The following is an 18,456-nucleotide window of genomic DNA, read 5'->3' on the forward strand; positions in this document are numbered from 1 at the left end:
AAAAAATGAGCAAAATACAATTTGAGAAATAGTAATGCTGTTTCTCATTTTATCTCAATGAGGAGGATTGCTATGCCGAATGTAGAAGTAAACTGTACCGTCTCCAATTGCTATTTCCACAGAAAAGGAAATATCTGTGGTGCGGAGAAAATTTTAATTGATACGGATTCAGATTCCAAAGATAAGTCGTCAGAGTTTGCTTCAGAAGTAGACTTCCGAGAGATTGAGGAAAGGGCTAAATCATCAGAAGAAACTTGCTGTAAAACGTTTAGACCTAAAAAGTAGACTTTCGGAAGTATGGGCAGGCCAATCATTGAGAAATTGCGGGGACTAATCTATTTAGTCCCTTATTTTTTGAGGAGCTGTAATGAATGTATGAAGTCATTGTCAATCAACTGAAACAAATTGAACGCAGTCATCATGTAAAAGTATTATTTGCTGTTGAATCTGGTAGTAGAGCATGGGGAATTGCCTCAAAAGAAAGTGATTACGATGTTCGCTTTATTTATATCCATCCAGTAGACTGGTATCTTACAATCGATCCCCAAGGAATTGGAAAAAAACGAGATGTCATCGAGTTACCGATTCACGATCATCTTGATATAAGCGGTTGGGAAGTTACAAAAGCTTTAAGGTTATTCCGAAAATGTAATCCTTCTATTTTAGAATGGATGAGAAGTAGCCCCATTTATTTACAACCATATAGCTTTATTTCTAAGTTGCGCTTATTGGAGGATGAGGTTTTTAATCCGAAATCGATGCTTTCACATTACATACAAATTGCCAAACAAAATTATGCATCTCTCCAAGGAGAGAATGTGAAGGTAAAAAGCTATTTATACGCTTTGCGCTCATTGTTCGCTTGTAAATGGATTGAACAGTTCAATGAAATCCCACCGATACATTTTCAGCATTTGCTTTCACAAATGAAGGTTGATGGTAAATTGAGAAATGAGATTGAGCAGTTGGTGAAATCTAAAGTTTTCGACAAACGGGAAACCATTCGGCCTATTCCAATATTCAATGATTATATCGAACATGAATTGTATTCATTGCAGGACTATATAAAAAATCTGTATGGAGAAAAGAATAATCCAACTGTCCAGTTAGATAAGCTATTTCGTGAGACTTTAAGAGAAGTTTGGAATGAGAAGTTTGATGCATTCTAGAAACTATAATTACTCATCCATAACCAATATAGATGTACGAAAAAAAGCCCAGAATATAAGATTGAAATACCTGTTAAAGCATAAAGATAGAACCGTTGAAATGATTTTATGCATTTTAAAATAACAAGATTAGAAACAATAAAAATGAATACGGAAAGACTGAATTTAATTCCTAGAAATAAATATGGATTTGCTTCAAAAAAGAATCTCATCAGAGGATTTATTTCTTTTATGAAATTATTCATTAAACCATAATGTGTGGCTATACCATCAAATATGTTTAAGATTGCAACCAATAAACTCAATATAAAAATTTGCTTGTTTCTTTTCATTCAATACACCTTATAGATTTTTTCAATAGTATAACCATTTAAGCAACTTTCTAAAAAAAGTGGAATTCACATAGATATAAGCAATTCCCTTGCTTTATTATGTGAATTCCACCATACAATGTTATTTATTTTTTTTGTTTCTTTTTCTTTCCAACACTAACTGTTCTAATTGGGATAGTTCACGAGAAAACTCTTCTTGCGCGGCTCTAGCAGAGATTTTTTCTTGTTTTGGTGTTTGTGGCAAAGAACTTGCATTATTGGTTTGGCCTTGTTTATTATCTCTTCCCATATTAGATCTCCTTTCTTGATAGTTAATCTTAATATGGCAAGATGCGATTTTTTTATCACATTGAAAAGCATTAATTGGAGGAATGAAAAGAATAAGTTTTATTGAGAGGCTTATATTGGTGCACAACAATTTGGGGCAATATATTTGGGATGCTTCGTGAATAAGTAGCATCCCAAAAGTCAACTAATGACGTGGTATAATTTTTTGTTTATAAATACTGTATACATTGTTTTGTTTCTCATGTTTACTTCCTTTAAATTCAATATAAGTTTTATGAATGTATGGAGAGGTCATAATGGAAAGTAACGCTCCATAGTTGGGGATAAAAGTTATCTCGTCGCCAGGTTTGAAAAGTATTTTTTTTCCATCTAACACAATGTGGTCGCTGGTTGAACCAAGAATTTTCACAGGCATTGTTGGTGTTAAGCCCGAAACAGATACATCTTGCCTTCCTACTCCAACGAGAATATGGTTAATCCAACCTTGTTCATGGAATTCGATTGATTCACCAAAGCCGTTTTTGCCACGATTACCATAAGGGACAGAAGGTTTTTGTTTCGCCTCTATTACTTCTGCAACAAATTTAAATGTATCTTGATAAAGTTTCGGTATGACTTCGCCTTTAGTCGTCTCTCTTCCTAATAGAATCGATTCACCAAGACGTACATCATTGATTACACCAATATTTTTCGTTTCCATTAGCCATTTAATATTTGCAGAGTTTCCGCCTGATACGATAGGGAGTTGTAAAGAGAATTGTTGCCTAATTTGCTGAACAAGAGAAGAGAACTCTCGCATCTTGTCTTCTGTCGGTATGACGCCACCAAAACAAGCAAAATTTGTTGCCAAACCAACAATTTCGATACCTCGGAGTTTTATTACATCATTAATAAATGCTGGTAGATCTTTTGGCATGACACCTTCACGAAGGTCACCCATTTCTACCATAATTATAATTTTATGGATTTTCCCTTGTTTAATAGCTTCTTCTGATAATGCACGAATGATGGTAAGTTCAGTGTTCATGCTGATATCTGCATATTTGACGACATTGGGAATCTCAGACATCCCAGGGGTTCGAAGTAAAATAGTGGTTGCATTGATATTTGCCTTTTTTAATTTTTCTAAATGAATAATTTTCGATACGGCAAGTCTTGTGATTCCCGCCTGAATTAATGTATTGACGATTTGTAAATCAGCACAAACGCCTTTGACTACTCCTGTCACTTCCACCCCCTTTGCTTCGCATAATTGTTTTAGAACGATTGCGTTGTGTTGAATTTTATCAAGATTGATTTCAATTCGAGGAATGGGTTTTAGTTTCATATTGAACTCACGACCTTATCCTTATTTTTTAAGGATGGGAAGAAGTCAATGATTGCATTGATGATTTTTTCATCACCTTTTTTCAACACATCGCTAACAGGTACATGGTATTTATTTTCGTATTCTACAATTGTTTGATCGATTTCCTCATCTGTCATATTTTCGTGATTTAATGTGATGGCAATCACTTTTGTATTTCCATAATGTTCAATTAAGTTAATTTCTTCTTGAACATCCGGCATTGGCATAAATGGAAAATCTCCTAACACTTTTCGTTTTGGCGGATGTTGCAAGATGACTGCTTGTGGTCTTGCACCTCTTAAAATACCGCATGAGCTAGCATAGGCTGGGTGGCTCAGCGCACCTTGCCCTTCCACAATGATAATGTCAGGATTTTCATTTTTGTGGGCACGCAATATTTCCCCCTCCAATTCTCCAATTAAATACTGGAGTGGGAAAGCATCCATTGCAAAACCATACTCTGCACCCTGAATTAAACCTGTTTGTCCAGTGGCAATAAAGATTGGATTGAATCCGCGGTTTCTGAAACCTTTTTCAAGCACTTTCGCAGTTGTACGTTTTCCGCAAGCACCATCTGTACCGAGTACTGCAATAATCGGTGTATTGATTTTTAAAATTCCACCAGTAAATAAATGCCACTCTTTTTTCGGTTTTGGCTTTCGAATATCGCGAATGGTTACGTTATATTTTTTTGCATTATTCATCATTTCATCATCTTCAGTTAGAAATTCTTGCAGTGGGTTAATGATGTTTAGGCCAGCCTTCATCGCTTCTAAAATGACGGCTCTTTCTTCATCTTTTAAAAAGGCATCGCTAGGGGCAATTCCGAGGATAAAATCTGTTGGTTTTTCTTTGGAAATTGTTAATGCTTCTTTGAGGTTTTTACATAAAGGGATTCCATTTTTGACACCATCTAAATATTCACCAGAATCCAAACCACTCTTTGTACTATCAATTACTGCGGTTATTTCATAATATCCTGGCTCACGAATCAGACCATTAGCGGTTTTTCCATCCATTGAACCAAATTGGCCTTCACAATAAATAATTGCTATTTTCTTCATGTACAATCCCTCCATTTACCGAAGAATAAACAAAAAACATCTTTGTTGCTTCTTGAAGTAATGGTAGAGTCCAATACAATGAAGTAAAAGATGTTCTATAGGTGAAATATTCAATTGTTAACTAAACCAAGGGTTAAAGTATTAACTTAATTATAAGATTATTTATTTTTTTACGCAAAAAATAGAAACAAAATTCATGAAATTTCCCAAAATTTAGGTTAATAGTTTAGAAGTTTTGTAATTGTACTGAATCTTTATGTCTTAAATCTCCATAAAAAATAGCAGCACAAACAATCTATTTTTCGTTTGCACTGCAAATGTAAGTATGTTAACGATTCAATTTAATAATATCAAAATAATCGTTTAATAATGCCCAGTTTTGTGGGAATGGATAACCTAAAGCCCAATAGCTGATGCCCCGTAAGTTATATTCTTTCGCTAAATTAAATTTTGCTCGAGCACTTCTTGCATCTTCAAACCATACTTCATGAGCTTGCCCGCTTTCATCCACATATCTGAAAAATGGAGATTGAGCATTTTCATCATAAAAGATTTCAGATTTATAACGGGTTGCACGGCGAATAGCTTCCTGTGGACTAAAGGTCTCGGCAATTGCCCCTTCTACGTGAGGAATTTTCCAATCTCTTGCGTATATTTGAAATCCTAAAAATATTTTTTGAGCAGGAATAACCGTTAATGCATACTCTACTACACGTCTTATTTGATTAATTGGAGAGATGGCTCGTGGTGGACCTCCCCTCCACCCCCACTCATAAGTCATTAGAATAACAAAGTCTACTAAACGGCCATGAGCTTCATAGTCATGGGCAGTATATAGTAAACCTTCCTGTTCATTGCTTGTTTTTGGTGCGACCGCAGTAGATACGAAATATCCCCTTTCATGAAGGCGATTGACTGTCAGCTGTAAAAACTCATTATAATTCTCCCGATCTTCTGGAAGCACATACTCAAAATCGATATTCAATCCACGGTAGCCCTTTTCTTCCATTACTTTTAGGCAGCTGTTGATTAATTTTTCCCTTAATTCTTGATTGGATAAAACAACATGGGCTAGGTTCGAGCCAGTGCTTGTAGATGAAAAATTAGAAATGGCTAACATCGGTATAGCTTGTTGAGATTTTGCAGCATTAAGCATTAATTCATCAGCAAAAGGTTCTAACGTACCATCCTCTTTAATCATGTAAGAAAAAGGTGTGAAATAAGTAAGTAAATTACCTACTGCATTAACAGACTCTGCCCCTTCTTCATCCTGTTGATATGAATAAGCGTTGATTTCAATAGATGGTTTCGGTCTAGGTATGATTAGCACCATCCCTGGGTAGATGTTATCTGGATTATGCAGACCATTTTGTTTAATAATGGCTTCTGCCGTTGTTCCATAATATGCTGCAATTTGCCACATCGTTTCTCCTGGTTGAACCAAGTGTAAGCGCTGAGGGATATAAATTGTTGTACCGGGGATTAAATTATATGGATTGATGGTAGGGTTTGCTTGTTGGATAGCTTGAACGGAAACTTCATAATTGCTTGCAATCGACCATAATGTTTCTCCAAATTGAATGATATGCGGTGTTGTTGTATCTGGAATCACGATTGCTTGGCCTATGAGTAATTCTCGGGGATTGGGAAGTTGGTTTAGTTGGATAATGGCATTCATGCTTGTGTGATATATACTTGCCAATTTCCAAATGGTGTCTCCTTGCTGCACGACATGAATTCTCAGACGAATGCCTCCTTCCTAATTCTTATAATGCACTATATGTTCCACACTGCTAATTCATATGCTTAAGTAAAAAGAAAGTCTTCCATTTTTGAAGACTTTCTCTTTTTTTTGAAACTTACTTCTATATTGGAACGTACTAAATTAAGGGGAAAATTTACCTATATCCATTAATTGCGCGAAGTTGGTTTTTTTGAATTTAAATAATTCCAAATGGCATTTGAAATTTCTTTCGCCTCTTTTTGATGTGATGTGTTATTGAAAGCACTATTAAAAGATGATATGAGTGCTTCTAGAACATATAATTTTTCTTCTGGCTTTTTCAATTCATCGAGTAAATAATTGGCTAATTCTACTCCTTTTTCTGAATCATTTTTAGTTAATTGATTCACAAATCCTTCAAGCTGTTTGACAATGAAGTCTTTAGATAATTTTTTTGAATTAACTTTTGATTTTAAAGCGTGTACGATTTCTTCATTAAATACGACATCACCAGTTTCTAATATGTTTGGAATAGTGGCAATGACGCGATTGAGTGCTGTTTTGATAATCGATTCAGGTGCAACTTTAACCCCAGTTGCGATATGAATAAAATGCAATGAAAATACGATGATAGCAAAAGTATGGATGGCGCACTCGTAAGAGATAGGACGGATTTTCTCTCCATAAATATCGACAAAACGATTTGCTAACCAATCTATTTCAATGACCATATGTTTTTCAATAATCTCTTTTATATCCTTATCATTGGAGTCGAAGGTTGTTGAAAAGATTTCATTAAAATTTTGTTTTCTACTTAAATGAAAACCCATAGCAATTTGATTAATTAGTAAATTGATATCAGAGGTATCTTTATTTGAAGCTATTTGATAGCGAGCATTGACTAACTCTTCTCTTGATTCTTCTAAAATAGCGATTAAGCATTCATTTTTAGAAGTGAAATGATTGTAGAATGTTCCTTTGGAAATATTAGCAGCTTCAATAATATCCATAATGGATGTATTGTTGAAACCTTTTTTAATAAATAATTCGCGAGCTGCTTGAATAATTTGCCTTTTACGTTTGTTCATTTCGCCACCCTTTCCGCAAGAAAAACAACATTTTATACTATAAGTATAAAATAATTAAAATTGAAATATCAATGTCTCGTAGAGTTTTTGCAATAATGTTGTAAAAATTGAACCATCGGTATAAAATGGTTTGAGGGAAATAAAATGGATTATCGCTTAACGGTTGTTTTGGAAGATGGTGGATGTCTTATATAGAAAATAAATGATTAGAAAGTGAGGTTTTTCCTGTGAAGAAAAGTTTGACTATTGGTATAGCTGCCGCTCTTGCGGCAAGTAGTATTACACCAGCAGTCGTCGCCGCTGCTCCAAATTCTCCTGATCATGTATTTGCAAAAACGAAAAACAAAAAAGAGGAAGAAAAATCTTTTGTCGAAAAAGTGAAAGTCCAAGAGTTAACGTTGGAAGAAGCGATTCGATATGGATTAAACAGTAACTATTCTTTAATTGAGTTGGAGTATACTATTGAAAACTTAAAATTACAAGAAGATATGTATGAGGATCTTCTCGATGTTGCAGAAAGTTCTTATGAGAGTACTCAGAGAAAAATAGAAGAGTTAAATAAGTATTTAGAATCTACTTCAAAAGATACTGTGACAGTTGATTTAGCGAAAGAAGTAACTAATCTCAAGCGATCTTTAGAAGAATTATTAGACATCAATCCGGAAGACCTTGAACCAGATATCGATCCTTCAGACTCTGATAATGTAATCGTTAAAACACAAATAAGATATTTAATCAATTTTTTGGAAAATGCCATGAAATACGTGGATGAATATGAAAAATATCAGCAAAGAGAATTAGTAAAAGAGCAATTGAATGTGCTAAAAAGCAATTTAAGCAACCTCTATTTCCAAGTGAATCAGTATAAAAACATGCTTGATACTTTAGATATTCAACGAACTCAAATGTTTAATAACCGTGTGCAAATGCGTGAACAATTAAAGCTACCAATCATATTAGATTTTATTAGCTTGCTTTTAACTGAAGAGCAAATTGATTTTATGAAATATACACTCGAAGTACAACAAAGCCAATTAAACGGGATGAAAACACGTTATGAACTAGGATTAGTATCGAGAAAAGACTATGAAAAAACAGAAAGAGACATATCTGATTTAGAAACGCAAATTGCTGAACTTGAAAAGCAACTTAAACATGATAAGGCGGTATTTGCTACTACAATTGGCATTACATATGATGAAGATTTTAAATTGATAAGACCGGACTTAGGGGAATTGGCGTTAATAAAACAGGAAAAATCAACAGAAGAACTTATTAAAAATAGCTTTGACATGGTGAATGCAAGAACAAATTTACGAATTAAAGAAAAAGCATTAGATGATTTTGATGATGAAGAAAATCGTACAAGAGAAAGAGAAAAAATGCTTGAAAATGATGTTGAGGTAGCTAAATTGCAAATTGAAGCTCTTCAAGTAGAATTAGAAAAGGCTATAAAAAATACCTTCCATCAAGTACAAAAACAATATGAAGCGTTAAATGAAGCGAAAAAAGATCTAGAACAAGCAAAAACTGATTATGCTGATACACAGCTTTACTACAATTTAGGCTTACTTTCAAAACAAGAATTTGATGCAGCCAATACAAGTATAAAACAAGCGGAATTTAACTATAACAACGCCAAATACCAATATTATTTACTCACAAAACAAGTAGAGTTAATGAATAAAGGTGTTATTGTTAGAAATTGATAATCAGGGCTTTGGATTTTTCCTTTGCTAAGGAGGCTTTAAATAGATGACTAAGAAAGGAATAATAGGGACCCTTCTATTGTTAACATCTATCATCCTATTAGTAGGTTGTAATAATTCGACAGAAGAAACAGAGGTTCCTGAAACAGAAATACCAGTAAAAGTTGCGACAGTGACTTTCGGTGCTTTAACAGATGATAATGAGTTATCGGGCACCATCTTACCTGAAAATGAGGTTGCAGTTTTACCGAAAGCTGTTGGAGAAATTAAAGCAATTTATGTAAAAAAAGGAGATAAAGTAAAGCAGGGCGATATTCTAGCCCAGCTTGATGATACAGCTGAAAGAAATGCGATGGAACAGCAGCAAAAAAGCTTAGAGCAAGCACAAGCTAGTTTGAAAAGCGCACAAAATGGCAAGGTAAGAGCTGAAAACAGTTATAAACAAGCACAGGCCTCACTAAAATCAGCTGAAGCTTCTTTACAACAAGCAAAAGAGAATTTAAAAAATTTAGATTTTCAAATTCAAAATGCTCGAAATTCTTGGGAACAAGCTAAAAGAAACTTAGACAGAATGAAAGCTTTATATGAAGCTGGTTTGATTTCTCTACAAGATTATGAAAATGCTCAAAATGCGGAGAGAAGCGCAAAAATTGCTTTAGACCAAGCAGAACTATCGAAAAAAACAACGGAAAATGAAGGCATTAGAATGCAAGAAGTAGCTGTAGAGCAAGCTCAAATCAATGTGGAGCTGGCGCAAACTTCCATGAAAGATGCGGAAATTGCAGTGGAACAGGCACAAATACAAGTAGATCAAGCTCAACTTGCTGTAGATGCTGCTAAGGATCGTTTAGATGATAAAGTGATTAAAGCGACGATTGCAGGAGAAATTACAGAAATCAATGGGGAAGTAGGGGAAATGGCTTCTAATGCCAACCCATTTGCAACGATTGTAGCAAAAGATTCAGTGAAATTAAGTGTGAAAATTACGGCTAACCAACTATCTTCCTTCGAAGTCGGGGATGTATTAGATGTGAAAGTTGCCGGTTTAGAAGGAACATTTAAAGGAAATGTTGCCTATGTTTCTTCAGTGAGTTCAGGATTTGGACTATTTACTGTTGATATTAATATCGATAATAAAGAACAAAAAATTCGACCAGGCATGATTGCTTCCGTCATTGTGGAAGAAATTAAACAAGCCAACTCGCTTCTTATTCCTGTTGAAGCGATCGTACAAAAAGAAGGGAAAACCGTTGTATTCATCGTTTCAGAAGGAAAAGCAGAACAAAGAGAAGTAGAAATTCTCAAATACAGTACAGATTTGGTGGCTGTCGTGGGAGAACTTAAAGAAAACGAACAAGTTGTAATCAGTGGACAGAACCTCCTCGATGATGGAAATAAAGTCCGTATAATGGAGGAGGAGTAGACATTGAAACTTGTAAACACCTCAATTAAACGTCCAGTCGGCGTTATCATGTTTGTTATTTGTGCTATTCTATTGGGCTTTATCTCTTTAAGGGAATTGAAGGTAGAATTATTCCCGAAAATTGATTTGCCAATAGCGGTTATTGCTACAAGTTATCAAGGAGCTGCTCCACAAGAAATAGAAGAATTGATTTCAAAACCGATTGAATCAGCTGTAAGTACGGTAGAAGGCATGGATACAATTCAGTCAGTATCCAGTCAAGGAGCTTCTCTAGTACTAATGATGTTTGATTATGGTCGGGATATTGATGATGCGTTAATCGATGTTAGAGAAAAAGTCGATCAAATATCGGGGATGCTTCCAGATGGTGCAAATGATCCGATGGTAATGCGACTTGATCCAAATGCGACACCTGTAGTGATTGCAAGCCTCTCAGGAGATAATTTGGAAAAATTACAAGATATTGCAGAAAGTGATATTCAACCGGCAATTGAACGAGCGCCTGGTGTTGCCTCTGCTACCATTGTTGGTGGAAAAGAACGCGAAATTCGCATCAATTTGAATCAATCAATGCTGAAAAACTATGGACTAACAGGTTCACAAGTGATTGCTGCATTACAAGCGGAGAATCGTACAATCTCGGCAGGAACGGTTGAACAAGGAAATCAAGATGTGCAACTACGCGTTGTTGGAGAATATACATCCGTTAGTGATATTGAAAATACGCTCATCACTTTAAATAATGGTGATACCGTTCGCGTAAAAGACGTGGCGGATGTCGAAGATACATTTAAAGAAGTATCGTCAATTTCTAGAGTGGACGGTAAAGATACATTAATTTTCACCATTATGAAACAGTCGGATGCGAACACCGTTGAAACTGCAGAAGAAGTTAAAAAAGTTATTGAGAAATTGAATGAAAAATATACCGAACGAGGATTAGAAGTAAAAACGATTATGGATACGTCGGTGTATATTACTGCATCAATTGACTCAGTTCTAGATAACATGATTGTAGGGGGATCACTCGCTGCAATCATCCTATTACTCTTCTTAAGGAGTCTAAAAGCGACGTTAGTTATTGCCGTTTCAATGCCGATTTCCATTATTAGTACATTTACGTTAATGTACTTCACAGGAGAAACATTAAATATTATTTCGATGGGTGGACTGGCTCTCGGTATCGGGATGATGGTTGACAGCTCCATCGTTATATTAGAAAACATATACAAGAAGCGTTCGGAAGGATTATCGATTAAAGAGGCAGCATACCATGGTGCTTCGGAATTAGGCCCTGCTGTTATTGCCTCTACACTGACGACTGCAGCTGTATTCGTTCCAGTCGTATTCGTAGAAGGGCTTGCTTCACAAATTTTTCGTCCGTTAGCATTGACGGTTGTATTTGCATTGACAGCATCGCTAGTAGCTGCCATGACATTGGTGCCAATGCTATCAACGCAATTTATGCGTAATGTTCAAATCTCAGTAGATGAGGATAATGGACAATACTTCTTTAATCGTGTTTTAAACAAAATTAAAAATTTCTATGGAAATGTACTAGAAAAGGCCTTACGTAGAAGGAAAACAGTTATTGCCATCGTAACTGCTGCTTTTGTGGGAAGTTTAGCTTTAATGCCAGTTGTGGGTATGGAGCTAATGCCTGCAACAGATAGCGGGCAAGTTTCAATTACTGCACAGTTGCAAAACGGTGCGAAGTTAGAGGAAACGGAATCTATCGTAGAGGAAATTAATGAACGGTTAAAAAACTTTGAAGATATAATTAAAGTGAATTATGTAAGTATTGGTGGTACTACAAATGGTATTACTGCAGGAAGTAAAAATGTGGCGTCCTATATGATTGAACTAGTTAGTTCATCGGAAAGGGATATTACTACTGATCAATTCATTGCTCAATTAAACGATTTAGTAAGCGATATTCCTGGGGCAGAAATTACTATATCGGAAAATAGCCATGGAATGTCCACTGGTTCACCAATCTCGCTTTCGATTTCAGGGGATAACTTAGATGTATTAACTGATTTAGGACAGCAAGTTGTTTGGATTTTAGAGGATATCGATGGAACGTTGAATGTGAAAAGTTCGGTTGAAGATGGAAGTCCAGAATTGCAAGTGGTTGTAAATCGTGAACTGGCTTCTGCTTTTGGGCTAAGTTACCAACAAATTATGAATGAAATCAATGTAGCGTTTAACGGCCAAGTGGCGACTAGGTATAAAGACGATGGTAGCGAATATGACGTAACGGTTGCATTACCTGATGATAAAACGGAGACTGTTCGTGATTTAGAAACATTTGTTGTTCGGAATAATGCAGGGGAGGATATTCCGTTATCTGCCGTTGCTGAAATAGTGCCAGTACAAGGGCCTTCTCAAATTACTCGAAATAATCAAGAGCGTACAATTAACGTAACGAGTGATGTAATTGGACGAGATTTAGGAACGGTTTCAAAGGAAATTGATGCGAAATTAAAACAAATCCATTTACCTGATGGATATGAAATTTCCATGGGTGGAGAAGTAGAAACGATGATGGAATCTTTCGTCCAATTAGCATTAGCATTAGTTTTAGGTATATTCCTTGTATATATGGTAATGGCTGTTCAATTTGAATCCATTACTTATCCATTTATCATCATGTTCTCCATGCCTACTATGGTGATTGGGGTAATATTAGGGCTACTCATTTCAGGATTACCGTTAAGTTTACCAGGTTTTATCGGTCTAATTATGCTTGCAGGGATTGTTGTAAACAACGGTATTTTACTTGTTGAATATATTAATATTTTAAGAAGAAATGGAATGGAGCGAATGGAGGCTATTGTAGAAGCAGGAAAAAGCCGTATGCGTCCAATCTTAATGACAACACTCACTACGGTTTTAGCGATGATTCCGCTAGCCCTTGCAATTGGTGAAGGTGCGGAAAACCAACAACCAATGGCTGTAGTAGTTGTATTCGGATTAACTTCTTCTACAATCTTTACTTTAGTATTCGTTCCAGTTATGTATGTCGTGATTGATAACATATCAGAAAAAGTGAAAAACATCTTTAACAAAGATGATTCAGATAAGACTGGTAAACCGAAAAGAAGAATCTTCAAGCGCAGAAAAGCGAAAAATAAAGTCGTAGAAAAAGAGTTAGAAACAATCGGTGGAAAACCAGAGTTGACGTAAGTAAAAAAGCATATCTCTCGGATAGAGAGGTATGCTTTATTTTTTATTTATACTTTTCTCATAATAAAACTTAAATGACGTCCAGCCTTTTTATCTTCTCGATAAGAAAATCCTTGAGGATGCTTATAGGTGCATGTTGAGTCAATGGTAATCTGTTCAGACGGTATACCACTAAGTTCGCATTGTTTTTTAACCGTTTGTTGATTATCGATATGATATTTACCCGTCTCTTCGTTAAAATAAATAAATTCATTTGCATAACCTAAATTTTTAAATTTAGCATACACATCTTCATCAACTTCAAATTTTTCTTGGCTAATTGCACTACCGAGATGAACACGGAAATCTTTAATATCACATTGTTCGTTCTTTTGGATGTGTTCAAATACTTTTCTAGTTATCTCCTTCACGGTTCCTTGCCAACCAGAATGAATCACTCCTATAATGCCGCTTTTTTCACTATAAAAAATAATTGGAACGCAATCAGCTGTAAAAGTACAAAGGACGATGTGGGACTCTGTTGTATAAAGGGCATCGGTATTTGGAATGGCAGTATCTTTTGAAAGTGCTCCTCGTCCGCAATCTTTTTTTGTAACTTTATATATGTTATCGCTATGGGTTTGATTGGCACATACAAATTGTTCGATATCACAACCGATGTATGCAGCAAGCTTTTGACGATTTTGAACGACATCTTCTTCATTATCGCAAACATGAAGGGCCATGTTATGCTGTTCTAACTCTTTTTCATTTTTTAACGTGATGCCAGCAATAAATTTTTCGTTATTGAAATAAATTTTTGTTGTCATGTCTTCACTCCTAGACTCAGTTCTGCATGGTAATTTTTATTATATATTGTTCTTTCAGTTGAGTCATAAAGTATGTAATTATGTTACAGAAAATATCGGGTGAGTGAACTATATGATTTCCATTTTAGAATTGCAAATTATAATAGCCAATAAATCAAAATTTAAACACGTTATCCAATATATATACAGGTAATACTGATGGAATAATGCAATAATGGTAACTAGGAAAATTCACTTTTCAAAAACGTGATAATAGTTATACTGGTAAAAATATTTGCCAAATGGTAGGTATAAAGAAAAGCCCTATTAGGAATGTTTATCTACCTAATAGGGAGTTTGACAAACCTAATTTATTTAATTTCCTTGATAACGATGAATTAAATCGTTGTTTTGTCCTCTGGCAAATACATCTGTTCTAGTTGGTCCCCAAGATACTGCTGCTGGTGCGCTTGTAATTTGAGTAGTGCCTAAGCTTACCCATGGTTCCCAACGAGTGCCATTCCAAGTTCTCTTAAACAATCGATTTCCTACGCCTCTTATAAAGACATCAAGATGGTTTGGACGCTTAGAAGAAACGGTTGGCGCACTTGTTAATGTACCGCCAAGGCTTTCCCAATCGCTCCAGCGGTTTCCGTCCCACCATTTATGAATTAAATCATTATTTACTCCTCTAGCAAAAACATCTATTCGATTTGGTCCCCAAGAAATCGCAGCTGGTTCAGAATTTAAATTTCCTCCGAGATCTTCCCAAGGTTCCCAATAAGAACCGTTCCAAGTCCTCTTATACAATCGATTTCCTGCGCCTCTTACAAATACATCTAATTGATTTTCACGTTGAGAAGATGCGCTAGGACCGCTTGTTAATGTGCCTCCAAGACTTTCCCAACTGCTCCAGCGAGTGCCATCCCACCATTTATGGTACATGGCATCATCTGTCCCTCTTACAAACACGTCAATTCGGTTTGGACCCCAAGAAACAGAGCCAGGAGCGGATGTTAATACGCCTCCGAGGCTTTCCCAATTGCTCCAACGGCTACCATCCCACCAAATATGGTATAACGCATTGTCACTACCTCTTGCAAATACGTCTAATCGATTGGGTCCCCAAGAACTTACACTAGGAGCGCTTAATAATGTTCCACCTAAACTTTCCCAATCGGACCAACCCTCTTCTGGCCTAGGTCCAGGTTCTGGAGCCGGTCGTTCACCGCGGATATAAGCTAAAGCCAATTCAATAGCTCGAATTAATATGCGATTTACTGTGCTTTCTGGGAAATTCATTGAACGGATAAAAAGTGGGAACCAAGGATTATCACGCTGGAACTGATTATAAATTTGGGTAGGAGTGCGATTTAAATTTTGTTGATTACGTAAGTACGAAATTGTTAGAAGCATGAGGGTATCAATCATTTGGGGATTTACACCAGCTTGCTCTAGCTGCGTATATAAGTTGCTATGCTCTGTGCGAATACGTTGTATCAATTCTTGCTCACTTGGTCTTTGTTGCGGTGTTTGTTGTACATATAAAGGATTGGGAGGGTAGTAATAATTTACAGGAACATATACGTAATAATAGGGATAGCCATTATACATGTTCATATGAATACCTCCATTTCTTTGAATAGTGTATGCGTAAAGAAAAAAAATGGGACTCAAATGATTCAAAAGAGCATAGTATTTTTGGCGCATAAAATTTAAGCATGGAAATAGGAGAACGGTTGGGAGTATCACGATAAAATTCATAATTTTTTATAGAAAATTTTGTAAAGGAAAAATATAAAAATTTGATAATATTAAAAGTTTGAATCGATAATAATATCAATTAATTATTAATTAAATATTTTGTATAATGCGAAATATTTAAATTTCCAAAAAAATCACACTAGACTAAATAAAAATAATGTTTTACAATACAGAAAGCTAATACATTTGAAATAGATATTGGATTGAAACCCTTTTCAGAAAATTATGAAATTAATATTCTGAAATAAGTGTTTTTATTTTCTGAAAAATCTAATATCTAATTAGTTTTTATTACAAAATCTAAATAAATGGGGGGAGTATTACATGGTGGAATCAAAAAAGACTAAAAGATTTGCCTCTCTTTTTCTAGCATCTTCTTTAGTTGTGGGAGCTTTAGCTGGTTGTAGTGGAGGATCTGGGGGTGACCAAGGAAGCAGTTCTTCATCAGACAATGGTTCTTCTTCAAACGGTGGAGATAGCGATGTAATTAAAATTGGTGCAAACCTTGAGCTTACTGGTGCTGTTGCTTCTTATGGTTCATCTATTGCACAAGGTGCAGAACTTGCGATTGAAGAAATTAATAATAACGGTGGAATCAATGGTAAGAAAATAGAATTTGTCAAAGTTGACAATAAATCTGAAAACGCGGAAGCAACATCTGCTGCTATCAGATTAGCAACTCAAGAAAAAGTAAACGTAATGATTGGCCCTGCAACAAGTGGTAACGTTCTTGCGACAGTTCAAATTGCGAACGACAATAAAATTCCGCTTGTTACAGCTTCAGGAACTGCGCCAAACGTTACTGAGAATGCAGATGGATCTATTAACGAGTATGTATTCCGTACATGCTTTATCGACCCATTCCAAGGAGTAATTGCTGCAAACTTTGCTACAAATGAACTTGGAGTAAAAAATGTAGCGATTTTTGCAGATAACTCTTCGGACTATGCGAAAGGTTTAGCAGCTGCATTCAAAGAACAAATTGAAGCAAATGGCGGACAAGTAGTTGCGGAAGCAGCGTATGTAGCGAAAGACACAGACTTCAAATCAACTTTAACAACTCTTAAATCTAAAAACCCAGAGTTTATCTTTATTCCGGGATATTATGAAGAAGTTGGTTTAATTGTTAAACAAGCGCGTGAATTAGGAATCGATGTTCCATTAATGGGTGCTGACGGATGGGATTCTCCAAAATTAGTTGAATTAGCTGGTGCTGAAAACTTAAACAACTCATTCATTATTAACCACTATTCATCTGAAGACCCAGATCCAAAAATTCAAGACTTCGTAAAAGCATTTAATGATAAATACGGTGAATCACCAAATGCTTTCCACGCTCTTGGATATGATACAGTTTACTTCATTAAAGATGCAATTGAGCGTGCAGGATCTGTGGATGGAGCAGCAATTAAAGACGCGCTTGCTGCAACAAAAAATATTTCGCTAGTATCTGGTACAGTCTCTGTGGATGAAAAGCATAATGCGGTGAAATCTGCAACAATTTTAGAGTATGTAGACGGTACACAAACATTTAAAACTAAAATTGAACCTTAATTTTACAAGAAAGGGGGGCACACCGCCTCCCTTTTCCCGTTCGTATCCCAAATTTCCAAATATTAGTTGAATGTTCTGAACTTTTAAGAATTGACAGATAAAATATTTGCTTCATAAAAGGAGTGTGACTTTATGGATTGGTTGCAGCAACTCATTAATGGTATTTCCTTAGGAAGTATTTATGCATTGATTGCGTTGGGGTATACGATGGTATACGGTATTATCAAATTAATTAACTTCGCCCATGGAGACGTTTTCATGCTTGGCGCATTTATCGGTTTTTTTGCCATCACTCGTTGGGAAATGGGTTTCATTCCAGCGTTAATTATAGCTATGGTTGTTTGTTCAATCATTGGTATGATCATCGAGAGGGTTGCTTATAAGCGCTTAAGAAATGCAACTCGAATTGCAGCGTTAACGACAGCCATTGGGGTATCGTTCTTAATAGAGTACACCATGATATTCTTTAGAGGAGCCACACCAGAGGCTTATCCTCAAGTATTACCGCAAACAAATATTAATATCTTAGGTGCGAATATAAACTCTCAAACTATTTTTATTCTTGTAGTTACAATCATTTTGATGATTCTTTTACAATTTATTGTTCATAAAACGAAAATTGGTAAAGCGATGCGTGCAGTTTCTCACGATGCAGATGCTGCGAGACTAATGGGTATTAACGTTGATAATACAATTTCGGCAACGTTCGCAATTGGTTCCGCTTTAGCAGGTGCAGCAGGAGTAATTTTCGGATCATATTACACAAGAATTGACCCATTAATGGGCGTTCTACCTGGTTTAAAAGCCTTCATTGCGGCTGTATTAGGAGGAATTGGAAGCATTCCAGGAGCGATGGTTGGAGGCTTTATATTGGGAATCATTGAGACAATTGTAAGTGCTGTAGGTTATTCACTATGGCGCGATGCCGCAGCATTTATCATCTTAATCTTAATTTTAATTTTACGACCAGCAGGTATATTCGGTAAAAACATCCGTGAGAAAGTGTAGGTGACTGGG

Annotated in this window: 15 protein-coding genes; 7 read left to right on the top strand and 8 right to left on the bottom strand. The window is 35.8% G+C overall.

All coding sequences use genetic code 11. The features are described 5' to 3' along the window. Window positions 1–72 precede the first annotated feature (72 nt). Window positions 73–285: a DUF1540 domain-containing protein gene (locus NST00_RS03245; RefSeq protein WP_016838497.1), complete on the top strand. Its 213-nt coding sequence runs from the start codon at window positions 73–75 to the stop codon at window positions 283–285. Window positions 286–371: 86 nt separating this feature from the next. Continuing rightward, a complete protein-coding gene (locus NST00_RS03250) occupies window positions 372–1,169 on the top strand; it encodes a nucleotidyltransferase domain-containing protein (RefSeq protein WP_016838498.1) in 798 nt (265 codons plus the stop codon). On the opposite strand, the gene NST00_RS14940 is transcribed toward NST00_RS03250, so the two are convergent. From NST00_RS14940 to NST00_RS03275, 6 genes are all read right to left on the bottom strand, one after another. Continuing rightward, window positions 1,166–1,501: a DUF5658 family protein gene (locus tag NST00_RS14940; RefSeq protein ID WP_016838499.1), complete on the bottom strand. Its 336-nt coding sequence runs from the start codon at window positions 1,499–1,501 to the stop codon at window positions 1,166–1,168. The two genes, NST00_RS03250 and NST00_RS14940, sit on opposite strands and share 4 nt — an antisense overlap. A 121-nt stretch (window positions 1,502–1,622) precedes the next feature. After that, complete coding sequence (locus tag NST00_RS03255) at window positions 1,623–1,790, bottom strand: YfhD family protein (protein WP_016838500.1); 168 nt, start codon at window positions 1,788–1,790, stop codon at window positions 1,623–1,625. A gap of 183 nt (window positions 1,791–1,973) precedes the next feature. Continuing rightward, entirely contained in the window at window positions 1,974–3,116 is a 1,143-nt protein-coding gene (locus NST00_RS03260; protein WP_168412252.1) for an alanine/ornithine racemase family PLP-dependent enzyme, read from the bottom strand. Continuing rightward, window positions 3,113–4,201 (bottom strand): DUF1611 domain-containing protein, encoded by a 1,089-nt coding sequence (locus NST00_RS03265; protein WP_016838502.1) that lies wholly within the window; start codon window positions 4,199–4,201, stop codon window positions 3,113–3,115. Before NST00_RS03265 ends, NST00_RS03260 begins: the two co-directional genes overlap by 4 nt. Window positions 4,202–4,529: 328 nt before the next feature. Beyond that, a complete protein-coding gene (locus tag NST00_RS03270) occupies window positions 4,530–5,945 on the bottom strand; it encodes a LysM peptidoglycan-binding domain-containing protein (protein ID WP_340710151.1) in 1,416 nt (471 codons plus the stop codon). 167 nt (window positions 5,946–6,112) lie between these two features. Beyond that, a complete protein-coding gene (locus tag NST00_RS03275) occupies window positions 6,113–7,012 on the bottom strand; it encodes a TetR/AcrR family transcriptional regulator (protein WP_168412253.1) in 900 nt (299 codons plus the stop codon). A gap of 227 nt (window positions 7,013–7,239) precedes the next feature. Between NST00_RS03275 and NST00_RS03280 the strand changes: the two genes are divergently transcribed. From NST00_RS03280 to NST00_RS03290, 3 genes are read left to right on the top strand one after another with little or no spacing between them, the layout of a single operon-like run. Further along, on the top strand, window positions 7,240–8,721 hold the full coding sequence (locus NST00_RS03280) for a TolC family protein (RefSeq protein ID WP_168412254.1): 1,482 nt from the start codon (window positions 7,240–7,242) through the stop codon (window positions 8,719–8,721). 46 nt (window positions 8,722–8,767) lie between these two features. Next, window positions 8,768–10,144 (top strand): efflux RND transporter periplasmic adaptor subunit, encoded by a 1,377-nt coding sequence (locus NST00_RS03285; RefSeq protein WP_016838506.1) that lies wholly within the window; start codon window positions 8,768–8,770, stop codon window positions 10,142–10,144. 3 nt (window positions 10,145–10,147) lie between these two features. Then, the gene (locus NST00_RS03290) at window positions 10,148–13,333 is read left to right on the top strand and encodes an efflux RND transporter permease subunit (RefSeq protein ID WP_168412255.1); all 3,186 of its coding nucleotides are present in this window, start codon (window positions 10,148–10,150) and stop codon (window positions 13,331–13,333) included. A gap of 47 nt (window positions 13,334–13,380) precedes the next feature. Here the strand turns inward: NST00_RS03290 and pgeF are convergent, their stop codons facing one another. Both pgeF and NST00_RS03300 read right to left on the bottom strand, forming a co-directional pair. After that, a complete protein-coding gene (gene pgeF, locus NST00_RS03295; RefSeq protein WP_016838508.1) occupies window positions 13,381–14,142 on the bottom strand; it encodes a peptidoglycan editing factor PgeF in 762 nt (253 codons plus the stop codon). Window positions 14,143–14,496: 354 nt separating this feature from the next. Continuing rightward, window positions 14,497–15,741 (bottom strand): DUF346 domain-containing protein, encoded by a 1,245-nt coding sequence (locus NST00_RS03300; RefSeq protein ID WP_096550041.1) that lies wholly within the window; start codon window positions 15,739–15,741, stop codon window positions 14,497–14,499. A gap of 468 nt (window positions 15,742–16,209) precedes the next feature. Between NST00_RS03300 and NST00_RS03305 the strand changes: the two genes are divergently transcribed. Together NST00_RS03305 and NST00_RS03310 are read left to right on the top strand one after the other, a co-directional pair. Continuing rightward, entirely contained in the window at window positions 16,210–17,439 is a 1,230-nt protein-coding gene (locus tag NST00_RS03305; RefSeq protein WP_016838510.1) for an ABC transporter substrate-binding protein, read from the top strand. A 132-nt stretch (window positions 17,440–17,571) separates the two neighbouring features. Then, entirely contained in the window at window positions 17,572–18,447 is an 876-nt protein-coding gene (locus NST00_RS03310; RefSeq protein ID WP_016838511.1) for a branched-chain amino acid ABC transporter permease, read from the top strand. The last annotated feature ends 9 nt before the right edge of the window (window positions 18,448–18,456 follow it).

This window comes from Ureibacillus sp. FSL K6-0165, assembly GCF_038004285.1.
GTDB lineage: Bacteria > Bacillota > Bacilli > Bacillales_A > Planococcaceae > Ureibacillus > Ureibacillus thermosphaericus.